We start from the raw sequence: 14,304 nt of genomic DNA, 5'->3' as shown, positions 1-14,304 counted from the left end.
CTACTCAGCTGCCTGCAGCGTGGCGATGCGGCGGCTCTGCTTGGCCTGCTCGTCATATTCGCGCTGCCATTCCGAAGGCCCGTTGGAGGCACCGACCTGCACCGCCGTCACCTTGTATTCCGGGCAGTTCGTCGCCCAGTCGGAGAAGTCCGTGGTGATGACGTTGGCTTGCGTGTCCGGATGGTGAAAGGTCGTATAGACCACGCCCGGCGATACCCGGTCGGTGATCTCGGCACGTAGCGTCGTCTCGCCCGAGCGGCTGGTCAGTCGCACCCAGTCGCCATCGCGCAGGCCCCGGTTCTCGGCGTCATGCGGGTGGATCTCCAGCCGGTCCTCACTATGCCAAACCACGTTCTCGGTGCGCCGCGTCTGCGCGCCGACATTGTACTGGCTGAGGATGCGGCCGGTGGTCAGCAGGAGTGGGAAGCGCGGCCCGGTCCTCTCGTCGGTGGCGACATACTCGGTACGGATGAACTTGCCCTTGCCGCGCACGAAGCCGTCTATGTGCATGATCGGCGTGCCCTCGGGCGCCTTCTCGTTGCAGGGCCACTGCACCGAGCCCATCTTTTCGAGATAATCGTAGGAGACCTTGGCAAAGCTCGGCGTCGTCATGGCGATCTCGTCCATGATCTCGGACGGATGCTGGTAATTCCAGTTCAGCCCCATCGCCTTGGCGAGGTTCTGTGTCACTTCCCAGTCGGCCAGGCCGTTCTTCGGCGCCATCACCTTGCGCACGCGGTTGATGCGGCGCTCGGCATTGGTGAAGGTGCCGTCCTTCTCGAGGAAGGTCGAGCCGGGCAGGAAAACATGCGCGTAGTTGGCGGTCTCGTTGAGGAAGAGGTCGTGCACGACCACGCATTCCATGGCGGCGAGGCCGGCCGCGACGTGCTTGGTGTCGGGGTCGGACTGCAGGATGTCTTCGCCCTGCACATACAGGCCCTTGAACGAGCCGTCGACGGCGGCGTCCAGCATGTTGGGGATGCGCAGGCCCGGTTCGTCATCGAGCTTGACGCCCCACAGGGTCTCATAGATGTCGCGCACCGCGTCGCCAGAAACGTGCCGATAACCCGGCAGTTCGTGCGGGAAAGAACCCATGTCGCAGGAGCCCTGCACATTGTTCTGGCCGCGAAGCGGGTTCACGCCGACGCCCGGACGGCCGACATTGCCGGTCGCCATGGCGAGGTTGGCAATGGCGATGACGGTGGTCGAGCCCTGGCTGTGTTCGGTGACGCCGAGGCCGTAATAGATCGCACCATTGCCGCCGCGGGCAAACAGGCGCGCAGCACCACGGATTTCTTCCGGATCGACATTGGCCAACTGGCCAACGACCTCCGGGCTGTTTTCGGGCAATGCCACGAACGACGCCCAATCCTGGAATTCGTCCCAGTCGCAACGTTCGCGGATGAAGGCCTCGTCAAACAGGCCTTCGGTGACGATGACATGCGCCAGCGACGTGATGACCGCGACATTGGTGCCGGGCTTCAGCGGCAGATGGTGTGCGGCCTCGATATGCGGCGACTTGACCATCTCGGTGCGGCGCGGATCGAGCACGATCAGCTTGGCGCCCTTGCGCAGCCGCTTCTTCAGGCGTGAGGCGAACACCGGGTGCGCCGCCGCCGGATTGGCGCCAATGACCATCACCACGTCGGTGTGTTCGACGGAATCGAAGTCCTGCGTGCCGGCCGAGGTGCCGAAGGTCTGGCCGAGGCCGTAGCCGGTCGGTGAGTGGCAGACACGGGCGCAGGTGTCGACATTGTTGTTGCGGAAACCCTGGCGGATCAGCTTCTGCACCAGATAGGTTTCCTCATTCGTGCAGCGCGACGAGGTGATGCCGCCGATCGAGGTCCGGCCATACTGGTACTGGATGCGACGGAATTCGTTGGCGGTATGGGTCAGCGCCTCTTCCCACGACACTTCGCGCCAGGGATCGGTGATCTTCTCGCGGATCATCGGGTTGAGGATGCGGTCCTTGTGGGTCGAGTAGCCATAGGCGAAGCGGCCCTTGACGCAACTATGGCCGCGATTGGCCTTGCCGTCCTTGTAGGGCACCATGCGCACCAGTTCGTCGCCGCGCATTTCCGCCTTGAACGAGCAGCCGACGCCGCAATACGCGCAGGTCGTGACCACCGAATGCTCGGGCTGGCCGATCTGGATCACGGATTTTTCCGACAGCGTCGCCGTCGGGCAGGCCTGCACGCAGGCGCCGCAGGAAACGCACTCGCTGTCGATGAACAACTGGTGCATGCCGGGCGACACGCGGCTGCCGAAGCCACGGCCCTCGATGGTCAGCGCGAAGGTGCCTTGCACCTCTTCGCAGGCGCGCACGCAGCGCGAGCAGACGATGCATTTCGACGGATCATAGGTGAAGTACGGGTTGGACTCGTCCTTCGCCATCCATTTGAAGTTCTCGGCGCCGTCATTCTTCTTGAAGACGTGGTTGTCGCCTTCGTAGCCATAGCGCACATCGCGCAGGCCGACGACGCCGGCCTGCGTCTGCAACTCGCAGTCGCCATTGGCGGCACAAGTCAGGCAGTCGAGCGGATGGTCGGAAATGTAGAGCTCCATCACGCCGCGACGGATGTCCTTCAGCCGGCCGGTCTGGGTGTGCACCACCATGCCTGGCGCCACCGGCGTCGTGCAGGAGGAGGGGGTGCCGTTGCGGCCATCGATCTCGACGAGGCAGAGCCGGCAGGAGCCGAAGGCGTCGACCATATCGGTGGCGCACAGCTTCGGGATGGCGATGCCCGCCTCCATCGAGGCGCGCATGATCGAAGTGCCCTCGGGCACGGTGACGGTGAAGCCGTCGACCGTCAGCGTCACCTGCTTCTGCGAGGTCGAGGCCGGCGTGCCGAAGTCGATTTCCTGAATGAGACCCATGGTGCGGTTCCTATTCTGCTGCTTCGGCAACGGGCGCCGGCTTGAAATCTTCGCGGAAATGGTTGAGCGCGCTCATGACCGGGTAGGGCGTGAAGCCTCCCAGTGCGCAGAGCGAGCCGAATTTCATCGTGTTGCAGAGGTCGGTGACCAGAGCGATATTCTTCTCCGGATCGATACCGCTGGCGATCCTGTCGATGGTCTCGACGCCACGCGTCGAGCCGATGCGGCAGGGCGTGCACTTGCCGCAGCTTTCGATCGCGCAGAATTCCATGGCGAAGCGCGCCTGCTTCAGCATGTCGGCGGTATCGTCGAAGACGGTGATGCCGGCATGGCCGATCAGTCCGTCCTTGGCGGCGAAGGCTTCGTAGTCGAACGGCGTGTTGAACAGAGCGCGTGGGAAATAAGCGCCGAGCGGCCCGCCGACCTGAACCGCCTTGACCGGACGTCCCGTCGCGGTACCGCCGCCGATGTCGTCGACGATCTCGCCCAGCGTCATGCCGAAAGCCGCCTCGAACAGGCCGCCATATTTGACGTTGCCGGCGATCTGGATCGGGATGGTGCCGCGCGAGCGGCCCATGCCGAAATCCTTGTAGAAGGCGGCGCCCTTGTCCATGATGATAGGCACGGAGGCTAGGCTGATGACGTTGTTGATCACCGTCGGCTTGCCGAACAGACCCTGGATTGCCGGCAGCGGCGGCTTGGCGCGAACCACGCCGCGCTTGCCTTCCAGGCTGTTAAGCAGCGACGTTTCCTCGCCGCATACATAGGCGCCGGCGCCGACGCGGATTTCCATGTCGAAGGCATTGGGCGAACCCAGCACGTTGACGCCGAGCACGCCGGCCTTGCGGGCGACCTCGACTGCTTTCCGCATCATCGCCACCGCATGCGGGTATTCCGAGCGGATATAGACGAAACCCTTGGTCGCGCCGGTCGCGACACCGGCGATTGCCATGCCTTCGATCAGCACGAAGGGGTCGCCTTCCATGATCATGCGGTCGGCGAAGGTGGCGCTGTCGCCCTCGTCGGCGTTGCAGACGATATACTTCTTGTCGGCGGTCGCATCGAGCACGGTCTTCCACTTGATGCCGGTCGGGAAGCCGGCGCCGCCACGGCCGCGCAGACCGGACTCAGTCACCTGCTTGACAACCTCGATCGGCGCCATGGCCACCGCGTTCTGCAGGCCCTTGAGGCCGCCGAGCGTCTTGTAGGCGTCGAGCGACAGCGGATCGTTGATGCCGCAGCGGGCGAAGGTCAGGCGCGTCTGCTTGGCCAGGAATGGAATCTTGTCCGGCGAACCCAGCCAGCGCTTGTGATGGCCACCGGTGAGGAAGCCGACGTCGAACAGGCTTTTGACATCGGACGGCTTCACTGGCCCATAGGCGACACGGCCGTTTTCCGTCGTCACTTCGACCATAGGCTCGAGGAAATAGGCGCCGCGCGAGCCGTTGCGCACGATCTTGGCTTCGATGCCGCGCTCGGCAAGCTCACTTGCGATCGCCTTGGCGACTTTTTCCGCGCCCAGCGCCAGCGCGCCGGAATCGCCGGGAATATAGATGTGGGGGATCATGAGCGCACCTCGGCAACAATCTCGTCGAGTTTCTCGTCGTCGAGCCGCCCGATCACTTCACCGTCCAGCATTGCGGACGGCGCGCAGGCGCACAGGCCGAGGCAGTATACAGGCTCAAGCGTCACGGAGCCGTCGCGCGTCGTCTCGTGAAAGCCGATGCCAAGCAACTGCTTGAGCTTGGCCGCGACCGCGTCCGAACCCATCGACTGGCAGGCCTCAGCCTGGCAGACTTTCAGCACATGCCGGCCTGCCGGATGGCTGCGATAATCATGGTAGAAGGTGACGACGCCGTGGACTTCCGCGTTGGAAATATTCAGCGCCTCGGCGATGATGGGCAGGGAGTCCTGTGGCACATGGCCGAACTCTTCCTGGATGCCGTGGAGGATCGGCAGCAGCGGGCCTTCCAGCCCCTTCATCTCGTGAATGATCGCCGCAGTGCGCGATGCGATCTCGGTACTTGCAGGCTGCATCGTCATGCAGCGCCCTCCCTGGTCGATAGCGTTTTGTCGCTAAGTGTCTACAAAATCAGAGGAAACCCGCGAAATCAATAAAGCTGTTTCGTTGCTCAATAGAAATCTTCTATCGACCGTCGTCAGCCAGCATTATCTAGCTCAACGGCGGGCGTGGAAATCGTCCGCTAGCGCCATCGCCTCGTCCAGCAGCGCTGAGACCAAAGGTGTGTGCGGTTCGCGCGGCGCGGCCACCAGGCCAACCGTATGGCTGGCGTCCGGTTCGACGATCGGAACGGCCCGGATCGGCTCTGAAAAGCCGAATGTTTCCGCGAGGTTGAGCGGCATGATCGACGACCATTTGCCGGTGCGGATATGCGAAAACAGCACGATCATCGAATTGGATTCGAGCGTCGGCCGCATCTGTACGCCGGCTTCGGCAAGATGCTGGTCGATGATGCGACGGTTCTGCATGTCCGGCGTCAGCAGGCAAAGCGGCAGGCTGCTGAGCTCCGCCCATGTCACTTTGTCGCGATCGGAATAGGGATTTCCGACAGCGGTGATCAGCTGGTAGCGCTCGTCATAGAGCGGAACGCTGGTTACCCGCCCCAGCGGCTCGTTGTCGAGATAGGTGATGCCGGCGTCGATGTCGAAATTGCCGAGCAGCGACAACACCTCGATCGAGGTCCGCGACAATATCGAAAAAGTGACGCCGGGGTGCTTTTCGCGGAACGGCGTCGTCAGGCGCGGCAGCATGGCCAGCGCTGTCGGTATGGCCGCGATGCGAATGCGGCCGGAAAGTCCGTGGCGCGCCGCGCGCATTTCCTCGCGCATGGTGCGGGTGTCGCCAACGATGCGCCGCGCCCAGACCAGAACCTGCTTCCCTTCCGGCGTCAGTCCCTGGAAGCGCGAGCCGCGCAGCACCAGCATGACGCCGAGCTGGCCCTCCAGCTGCTTGATGCCGGCCGACAGCGTCGGCTGGGTGACGCCGCACACTTCCGCGGCCCGGCCAAAGTGCTCTTCCCTGGCGAGCGCGATGAAAAATTCCAGCTTGTCGATCATGCGCGTGAGGCTGCCATAGCCGCGGTCGCCTGTCAGCCCGTCAAAGCGACCGCTTGGTTCTGTCCGAAAACTACATTATCTGAAGCGCCGAACGCCTGAGGAAAAAATCATGCCCGCCGTCCAGAACAATGTCACTAAGGAAATCGTCACCGAACGCCTGAAGACGGTCAATGGGCCGGATTTCACCGGCAATATCGTCGACCTCGGCATGGTCTCGGAAATTTTCATTGCCGACGGCAAGGTCTTCTTCTCGATTACCGTTCCCGCCGCCCGGGCCCAGGAAATGGAGCCGCTGCGCGCTGCCGCCGAACGTGTGGTGAAAGCGATCCCCGGTGTCGTCGGCGCCGTCGTGGCGCTGACCGCCGAGAAGAAGGGCGGCGGCATGGAGGCCCCGGTTCCGGCGCGTCCCGCTCCCAGGCCAGCACCGCCGGCCGCACCAGCCCGGCCAGCGCCGCAGGCACCGGCCTCGCACAGCCAGGGCAAGCGCGGTGTACCCGGCATCGAGGCGATCATCGCCGTCGCCTCCGGAAAGGGCGGCGTCGGCAAGTCGACCACCGCCGTCAACATCGCGCTCGGCCTTGCCGCCAATGGGTTGAGGGTCGGCGTGCTCGATGCCGACATCTATGGGCCGTCGATGCCCAAGCTGCTCAACATTCATGGCCGGCCCCAGACGGTCGACGGCAAGATCCTGAAACCCATGGAGAATTACGGGCTGAAGGTGATGTCCATGGGCTTCCTCGTCGATGAGGAAACGCCGATGATCTGGCGCGGGCCGATGGTGATGTCGGCGCTCACGCAGATGCTGCGCGAGGTCGAATGGGGTCCGCTGGATGTGCTCGTCGTCGACATGCCTCCGGGCACGGGTGACGCCCAGCTGACCATGGCCCAGCAGGTGCCGCTGGCCGGCGCGGTCATCGTCTCGACGCCGCAGGATCTGGCGCTGATCGATGCGCGCAAGGGGCTCAACATGTTCAAGAAGGTTGACGTGCCGCTGCTCGGCATCGTCGAGAACATGAGCTATTTCATCGCTCCAGACACCGGCAAGCGCTACGACATTTTTGGTCACGGCGGCGCCCGCCGCGAGGCCGAGCGTCTCGGCGTCACCTTCCTCGGCGAAGTGCCGCTCGAAATGGGTATCCGTGAAAGCTCGGATGCCGGTACGCCGGTGGTTGTCTCGAAGCCCGATAGCCCCGAGGCGAAAATCTATCGTGACATCGCTTCGAAGGTCTGGGACCGGGTCAATGAAGAGCGTGGCGCGGCCGAAGCGGCGGTGCCGAGCATCGTGTTCGAGTAACTCCTCAAGGGGCTCAGCCGCCCACTTTCTCGCCAAAGCTCGAAAAGAACTGTCCAGCCAGTTTCTTCGAGGTCGATTCGATCAGCCGGCTGCCCAGTTGGGCGATCTTGCCGCCGACATCGGCCTTGGCCGCGTATTTCAGGATCGTTGCATCCGGCCCATCTGCCGTCAGCGTCACGTCGGCGCCGCCCTTGGCGAAGCCTGCGATGCCGCCCTTGCCTTCGCCCTGGATGGTGTAGGAGTGCGGTGGCTTGAGGTTCTTCAGGGTCACCTCGCCCTTGAACGTCGCCTTGATCGGCCCGATCTTCAGCACCACGGTTGCCGCCATCTCGGTCGGCGAAGTCATTTCCAGGCTCTGGCAGCCGGGAATGGTCGCTTTCAAAACCTCGGGGTCGTTCAGCGCTTCCCACACTTTTTGCAGGGGTGCGGCAATGCGTTCCTCGCCTTCGATCACCAAAGCCATCAAAACCTCCCAGACAAGACTGCTCGAAGGCCTATCGCACGGTTTGGTGCATGTCTATCGCACCAAAGTCCGGTTGCGACCGCGCGTCCCTCTTGCCTGCTTTCGTGCGTTGCCATATCGATTTGTCGTACAAATACGGAGACCACGATGGCAGGCGCCCCCACCAGAAAGAAAAAATTCCGCTCGCAGGAGTGGTTTGATAATCCCGACAATCCGGGAATGACGGCGCTTTATCTAGAGCGCTACCTGAATTACGGGCTGACGCGCGCCGAGCTGATGTCGGGCAAGCCGCTGATCGGCATTGCCCAGACTGGCTCTGACCTATCGCCCTGCAACCGGCATCACATCGAACTGGCCAAGCGCGTTCGCGACGGCATCGTGTCGATGGGCGGCATTCCCTTCGAGTTTCCGTGCCATCCGATCCAGGAGACAGGCAAGCGCCCGACGGCCGCGCTCGACCGCAACCTCGCCTATCTCAGCCTTGTCGAAGTGCTCTATGGTTATCCGCTCGACGGCGTCGTGCTGACCATCGGTTGCGACAAGACGACGCCGGCTCTGCTGATGGCCGCCGCCACCGTCAACATCCCCGCCATCGCCCTGTCGGTCGGCCCAATGCTCAATGGCTGGCACAAGGGCAAGCGCACCGGTTCAGGCACCATCGTCTGGGAATCGCGCCAGCGCCTGTCGGCCGGCGAGATCGGCTATGACGAGTTCATGGATATCGTCGCCTCTTCGGCGCCATCCACCGGCTATTGCAACACCATGGGCACCGCCACCACCATGAATTCGCTGGCCGAGGCGCTTGGCATGCAGTTGCCGGGCTCCGCCGCCATCCCCGCGCCCTATCGCGAGCGCGGTCAGATCGCCTACGAGACGGGCAAGCGCATCGTCGACATGGTGCATGAGGATCTGAAGCCGTCCGACATCATGACTAGGAAGGCCTTCGAGAACGCCATCGTTGTCAATTCGGCCATTGGCGGCTCCACCAACGCACCGATCCACCTTAACGCCATTGCCCGCCATCTCGGCGTGCCGCTCACCAATGACGACTGGCAGAAGATAGGCCTCCACGTGCCGCTCATCGTCAACCTGCAGCCATCGGGCGAATATCTCGGCGAGGATTACCACCATGCCGGTGGCGTGCCGGCTGTCGTGGCCGAGTTGATGAAGGGCGGGTTGTTGCCCTATCCGGAAGCCATGACCGTCAACGGCAAGACGATCGGCGACAATTGCAGCGGCGTCGTCAACGAGAACATCGACGTTATCCGCACGGTCGCCGAGCCGCTGAAGGCGAACGCCGGCTTCATCAACCTCAAGGGCAATCTGTTCGATTCGGCGATCATGAAGACCAGCGGCATCTCGCCCGAATTCCGCGAGCGCTATCTGTCCAACCCGAAGGACCCGGAAGCCTTCGAGGGCAACGCCATGGTCTTTGACGGGCCGGAGGACTACCACGCCCGCATCGACGACCCAGCGCAAGGCATCGACGAACACACCATCTTGTTCATGCGCGGCGCTGGCCCGATCGGCTATCCCGGCGGCGCCGAAGTCGTCAACATGCAGCCGCCGGCCTACCTCATCAAGAAGGGTATCCACGCGCTGGCCTGCATCGGCGACGGTCGCCAATCGGGCACGTCGGGCTCGCCATCCATCCTCAACGCCTCGCCGGAAGCGGCGATCGGCGGCGGCCTGGCCCTGCTCAAGACAGGCGATCGCGTCCGCATCGATCTGAACAAGGCCACCGCCAATATTCTCGTCTCGGACGACGAAATCGCGCGGCGACGCGTCGAACTGCAGAAAGATGGCGGCTATCATTATCCCAAGCACCAGACGCCCTGGCAGGAGATCCAGCGTGGCATGGTCGACCAGTTTTCCGAGGGAATGGTGCTGAAGCCGGCGGTGAAATATCAGGACGTGGCGCATACCAGCGGCATCCCGAGAGACAATCACTAAGCGCGGAATGGAAATCGGCGGCTTGGTGCGAATCAAGCCGCCATCGGATGCCCCGCGTGATCGATGTCGGCATTCGGAATGCATCGTGCCGCCATCAAAGGGTCGAGCGCAGCACGATGCTTGACAAGCGACCGCGAGAATTCCACCATCATGGCAAGGGGTGTATCGCGACGACCCCGTGAGGCGTCAGCCCAACGTTCGCGTCCAGGCTTCTCTTTCAGGAGGTGGACGCCATGCCGTCAACAACCGCTATCACCGTGCCGCAACTGACCCGTCTGGTCGGTCTGCCGGGGGCTCCTGTCATCATCGATGTTCGCATCGATGATGACTACAACGCCGATCCGCGCCTGCTTCCGGCCTCAATCCAGCGTGACTTCAAGGCCATTTCGACCTGGTCGGCTGAGTTCGCCGGCAAGCCAGTGGTGGTCGTCTGCCAGAAAGGTCAAAAGCTCTCGCAGGGCGTGGCCGCATGGCTGCGGCACGAGGGGATCTCCGCCGAATCCCTTGAAGGCGGGTTCGAAGCCTGGCGCGACGGCAAGGGACTTCTGGTTCGCACCGGCAAGATGCCGCCTCGCGATGAAAAGGGCCGCACCGTTTGGGTGACGCGGGCTCGCCCGAAAGTCGATCGTATTGCTTGCCCATGGCTGATCCGGCGTTTCGTTGACCCCGGCGCGGTGTTTCTGTTCGTCGAGCCCGCTGAAGTATTGGCCATTGCCGATCGCTTTCAGGCTGTGCCTTTCGATATCGACGATGTGTTCTGGAGTCACCGTGGCGAGCGCTGCACCTTCGATACGATGATCGAGGAGTTCGGGCTCCAATCCCAGGCGCTCGATCGTCTTGCCACCATTATCCGGGCGGCCGACACCGCAAGCCTGGGCCTGGCTCCCCAAGCAGCCGGATTTCTCGCTGCCTCGCTTGGCCTGTCACGCATGTTCCGCGACGACCTGGAACAGCTGGACGCTGGCATGCTGCTCTACGATGCGTTCTTCCGCTGGTGCCGGGATGCCACGGACGAGACGCACAACTGGCCATCCGGAGGCAAAGTGACATGAACGCCTTGGGCCCGAAAAACGAGGGCGCGATTGTCGACGTGCCGGACGCGCCAACCTTCAACGAAGCGCTGAGGGTCTGGGCGAAAATCGGATTGCTCAGTTTTGGCGGGCCGGCCGGGCAAATAGCGCTCATGCACAAGGAACTGGTCGAGGAGCGGCGTTGGATCGGCGAACAGCGTTTCCTGCATGCCTTGAATTACTGCATGCTGCTGCCCGGTCCCGAGGCCCAGCAACTCGCCATTTACATCGGCTGGCTACTTCACAAGACGGTGGGAGGGCTGGTTGCCGGCATCCTTTTCGTCGCGCCGGGTGCACTCGTCATGCTCACCTTGAGCATGCTTTACGCGTTGTACGGCGATGCCCCTCTCGTCGAGTCGCTGTTTTTCGGCGTGAAGGCGGCCGTGCTTGCCGTCGTGGTCGAGGCGGTGATCCGGATTGGTCGGCGGGCGCTGAAGAACCGTATCATGGTGTCGATCGCGCTTTGCGCTTTCATTGCCATCTACGCTTTGAAGGTGCCGTTCCCACTGATCATCCTCTTCGCCGGGCTGGCAGGTTGGGCCGGAAACCGGTTTGCACCCGCGCTCTTCTCCGGCCAGGCTCACGGCAAGGACAACGCCTTCGATCTCAAGGGCGCGGTTGACGTCATGTTCGAGCGCGGCGAACTGACCCACACCAGGCCGACGAAATGGCATGCGCCGCGAACGATTGCCATCTGGCTGCCGATCTGGCTGGGGCCTGTCTTGCTGGTCTGGTTGCTCACGGGCACCGCAAGTGTCTGGACGCAGATCGGCGGGTTCTTCAGTCTCATGGCGGTGGTCACCTTCGGCGGCGCCTACGCCGTCCTGGCCTATGTGGCGCAGGCTGCTGTCGAGTCTTTTGGCTGGCTTGCCCCCGGTGAAATGGTCGATGGCCTCGGGCTTGCCGAAACCACGCCGGGGCCACTCATTCTGGTCTTGCAGTTTGTCGGCTTCATTGCCGCGTTCCGCCACTCCGGATCACTCAGTCCCGTGCTTGCCGGATCGCTTGGGGCGCTGCTCACCTTGTGGGCAACATTCACACCGTGCTTCTTCTGGATATTCCTGGGCGCGCCCTACATAGAAGCCCTGCGCGGCAACAAGGCATTGTCGGCCGCCCTGGGTGCGATCACTGCCGCCGTCGTGGGCGTCATCGTGAACCTTGCTCTATGGTTCGCCTTGCACGTTGTCTTCCGCGAAGTCCGCGGCATGGGGCTGGGGATGGACGTGCCCGTGCTTTCGTCGATCGACTGGCGAGCAGCACTGCTTTCCTGCGCCGCGATGGTCGCGGTGCTGAAGCTGAAGATCGGCATGCTGCCAACACTTGCGGGGTCGGCCCTGGCTGGTGTCCTGCTATTGGCGGCGAGCGGATAGGCGCGTTGGGGCATTCTTCTTGTGTCCCTTGTGCCGGCTCTCGCTCGAGAAATAGGCGCAGACCGGGATCGTGCACGTTCCTGCCTTTGTATTCCGCGTGCGAACCACATAACTGAGTGGAAAACAGGCAGGACCACTATGGCGAGACGGCGCTCTTCCCTCGGTTTCCTTGGAATGTTCGGCCGTTCGGGCGACCTCAGGCAGCTCGACGATGCCTTGCGTGGCGCTGACCTTCATCCGGCCCTCGTGCCGGAGGGCGTGAAACTCACCATCGTCAATCTGATGAAGGACCACTGGCCGGACGAGCCGCCCTCGCATGCCTACAAGACAGTGGCTCAGCTGTTCAGTTATTGCATTGCCGGGCCGGAGGCTTTCGAGCGGTCCAACGGCCTTCAAAACAGGTTGGACGCGGAGCGCCGGATCGAGGCGGCGCTCGAAACCGGCGACAGTTTCGACGCGCGGATCGTGCTGATGACGCTGCACGCCAAGCTGATCAGTGCCGAAGTCGTCGAGCTATATGGGCTGGGCACGGACTGACCGCTGGGACTGACCGCTGGGATAGGCGTCCTCAGCCGCCCATGCTGCCGCGCGGCAACTGGATAAGATCGCCGAAGCGGGCGCGCAGTTTGTCGTCGAGCAGTTTGGGTATGTGGCGCGGGAAGCGTTCGGCAAGGATGCGTTTCTTCTCGTTGATCGCCCGTTGCACGATGTCGGGTCGGCCTTTCTCGTTCCATTCCTTCGGTGAAAAGCGGTCGCCGACGGCCGGATAGAAATACTCGGTCTGCATCAGCCGCAGGGTCTGCTCATTGCCGAGATAGTGGCCTGGGCCCTTCAGGCAGACATCGGAAATGGTGTCGACCGACAGCGCCTCGTCCGTCACCTCGATGCCGCGCACGCAACGCAGGCAGTGGCCGAGCATGTCGTTGTCGATGATCAGGCTTTCCAGGCAGAAGCCCAGCAGCGAGGCGTGCATGCCCGCCGATTCGTAGACCAGGTTGAGGCCGGACAGGCCCGCCATCACATTGGTAATGCCTTTTTCGTAGCCGGACTGGATGTCCGGCAATTTCGAATCCGTCATGCCGGCGGGTGAACCGCCCGGCAGGTCGTAGAATTGCGCCATTTGCGCGCAGGCCGCGGTCATCATCGCCTGTTCGCCCGAACCTCCCGACATGGCGCCGGTCCTGAGGTCGGAGACAAATGGCCAGGTGCCGAAGATCGCCGGGTGCCCCGGCTTGATAGCGTTGACATAGATGAGGCCGGCCAGGACTTCGGCCACCGCCTGCACCACGGCTCCCGCAATCGCCGCCGGCGCCGTCGCGCCGGCCTGTCCGACCGAGAGCAAGAGGATCGGGATGCCGCCTTCGACGCAGGCTTCGAGCACGCCGCAGGCGTCCTCGGCGAATTTCATCGGTGGCACGACGAAGGCGTTCGAGTTCGAGACGAAGGGGCGGGCGCGAAAATTCTCCTCGCCGCCGGCAATGGCATAGAGCAGCTCAAGCGCTGGCTTCACGTTCTCGCGCACGGTGAACGATGTGCCGATGTGCTTCGAGGTGCCCGTCACGCAGGCATAGAGCGTGTTGAAATCCATATCGAGTGGATCGGCGATGTCGCGCGCCACCATCGGCCGTTGGAAGAAATGGATGTTGTCGAGCCCCTCGACGATGCGGGCGGCGTCATAGATGTCCTGCAGCCGCGCCTCGCGGTATTCACGCTTCTCGACATCCACCAGATGCACGGCCGCACCCGCCGTGCCGTAATGCACGCGCTTGCCCTGGATGAGCATGTCGTGCTTCGGGTCCTGGCCGTGCAGGGTGAAATTCCTGCCGGCTCGTTTGATCGTGTCGAGCACCAGTGCTCGGGGGAAGCGGATCCGACCGTCGTCCGCGTAGATCGCCCCGGCCTTCTTCAGCGCTTCGATGCAGGAGGGAATGGCGTTGGCGAAGCCGACCGTCTCAAGCAGCGTCAGCACGGCTTCGTGGATGCGCTCGCGATCGTTTTCGCCGAGCGGTCCGTAGCTGCCGCCTTCCAGGCCGGCGCGGACCGGCTGGATATTATCGGTTACCTGCGCGACACCACGTGCTTCCCGCCCACCGGGGCGTCGCGAACGTTGATCCGCGGGTGAATCCTGGGTCCCTAGAGCTGCTGACATGGATGCACTCCGCCTTTAGCTGTGACGCCGGGAGTGGTGGTTGGTCCACC

Annotated in this window: 11 protein-coding genes; 5 read left to right on the top strand and 6 right to left on the bottom strand. The window is 63.1% G+C overall.

What is annotated here, in order from left to right:
- The 4 genes from fdhF to LGH82_RS15125 all read right to left on the bottom strand — a co-directional run bounded on the left by fdhF (position 1) and on the right by LGH82_RS15125 (position 5,955).
- A complete protein-coding gene (gene fdhF / locus LGH82_RS15140) occupies positions 1-2,877 on the bottom strand; it encodes a formate dehydrogenase subunit alpha (RefSeq protein ID WP_227349225.1) in 2,877 nt (958 codons plus the stop codon).
- A gap of 10 nt (positions 2,878-2,887) precedes the next feature.
- Positions 2,888-4,444 carry a formate dehydrogenase beta subunit gene (locus LGH82_RS15135; RefSeq protein ID WP_227349224.1) on the bottom strand — a complete coding sequence of 519 codons (1,557 nt, stop codon included), beginning with the start codon at positions 4,442-4,444 and terminating at the stop codon, positions 2,888-2,890.
- On the bottom strand, positions 4,441-4,920 hold the full coding sequence (locus tag LGH82_RS15130) for a formate dehydrogenase subunit gamma (RefSeq protein WP_227349223.1): 480 nt from the start codon (positions 4,918-4,920) through the stop codon (positions 4,441-4,443). Before LGH82_RS15130 ends, LGH82_RS15135 begins: the two co-directional genes overlap by 4 nt.
- A 135-nt stretch (positions 4,921-5,055) precedes the next feature.
- Entirely contained in the window at positions 5,056-5,955 is a 900-nt protein-coding gene (locus tag LGH82_RS15125; protein ID WP_227349222.1) for a LysR family transcriptional regulator, read from the bottom strand.
- A gap of 109 nt (positions 5,956-6,064) precedes the next feature.
- Between LGH82_RS15125 and LGH82_RS15120 the strand changes: the two genes are divergently transcribed.
- Positions 6,065-7,249, top strand: coding sequence for an Mrp/NBP35 family ATP-binding protein (locus LGH82_RS15120; RefSeq protein ID WP_227349221.1), 1,185 nt, complete (start codon positions 6,065-6,067; stop codon positions 7,247-7,249).
- A gap of 13 nt (positions 7,250-7,262) precedes the next feature.
- Here the strand turns inward: LGH82_RS15120 and LGH82_RS15115 are convergent, their stop codons facing one another.
- Positions 7,263-7,712: an SRPBCC family protein gene (locus LGH82_RS15115; RefSeq protein WP_227349220.1), complete on the bottom strand. Its 450-nt coding sequence runs from the start codon at positions 7,710-7,712 to the stop codon at positions 7,263-7,265.
- A 147-nt stretch (positions 7,713-7,859) separates the two neighbouring features.
- On the opposite strand from LGH82_RS15115, the gene LGH82_RS15110 reads away from it, so the two are divergent.
- The 4 genes from LGH82_RS15110 (at position 7,860) to LGH82_RS15095 (ending at position 12,642) form a co-directional block, all read left to right on the top strand.
- Positions 7,860-9,665: an IlvD/Edd family dehydratase gene (locus LGH82_RS15110; RefSeq protein ID WP_227349219.1), complete on the top strand. Its 1,806-nt coding sequence runs from the start codon at positions 7,860-7,862 to the stop codon at positions 9,663-9,665.
- A 233-nt stretch (positions 9,666-9,898) separates the two neighbouring features.
- Positions 9,899-10,717, top strand: coding sequence for a chromate resistance protein ChrB domain-containing protein (locus tag LGH82_RS15105; RefSeq protein WP_227349218.1), 819 nt, complete (start codon positions 9,899-9,901; stop codon positions 10,715-10,717).
- The gene (gene chrA, locus LGH82_RS15100) at positions 10,714-12,105 is read left to right on the top strand and encodes a chromate efflux transporter (protein WP_227349217.1); all 1,392 of its coding nucleotides are present in this window, start codon (positions 10,714-10,716) and stop codon (positions 12,103-12,105) included. The genes LGH82_RS15105 and chrA overlap by 4 nt, the downstream gene beginning before the upstream one ends.
- A gap of 138 nt (positions 12,106-12,243) precedes the next feature.
- Positions 12,244-12,642, top strand: a complete 399-nt coding sequence (locus LGH82_RS15095; RefSeq protein ID WP_227349216.1) for a hypothetical protein — start codon at positions 12,244-12,246, stop codon at positions 12,640-12,642.
- 31 nt (positions 12,643-12,673) lie between these two features.
- On the opposite strand, the gene LGH82_RS15090 is transcribed toward LGH82_RS15095, so the two are convergent.
- Complete coding sequence (locus LGH82_RS15090) at positions 12,674-14,254, bottom strand: trimethylamine methyltransferase family protein (protein WP_227349215.1); 1,581 nt, start codon at positions 14,252-14,254, stop codon at positions 12,674-12,676.
- Positions 14,255-14,304: the final 50 nt, after the last annotated feature.

Source organism: Mesorhizobium sp. PAMC28654, from assembly GCF_020616515.1.
Classification (GTDB): Bacteria; Pseudomonadota; Alphaproteobacteria; order Rhizobiales; family Rhizobiaceae; genus Mesorhizobium.
This window is presented reverse-complemented; position numbering and strand designations above follow the sequence as displayed.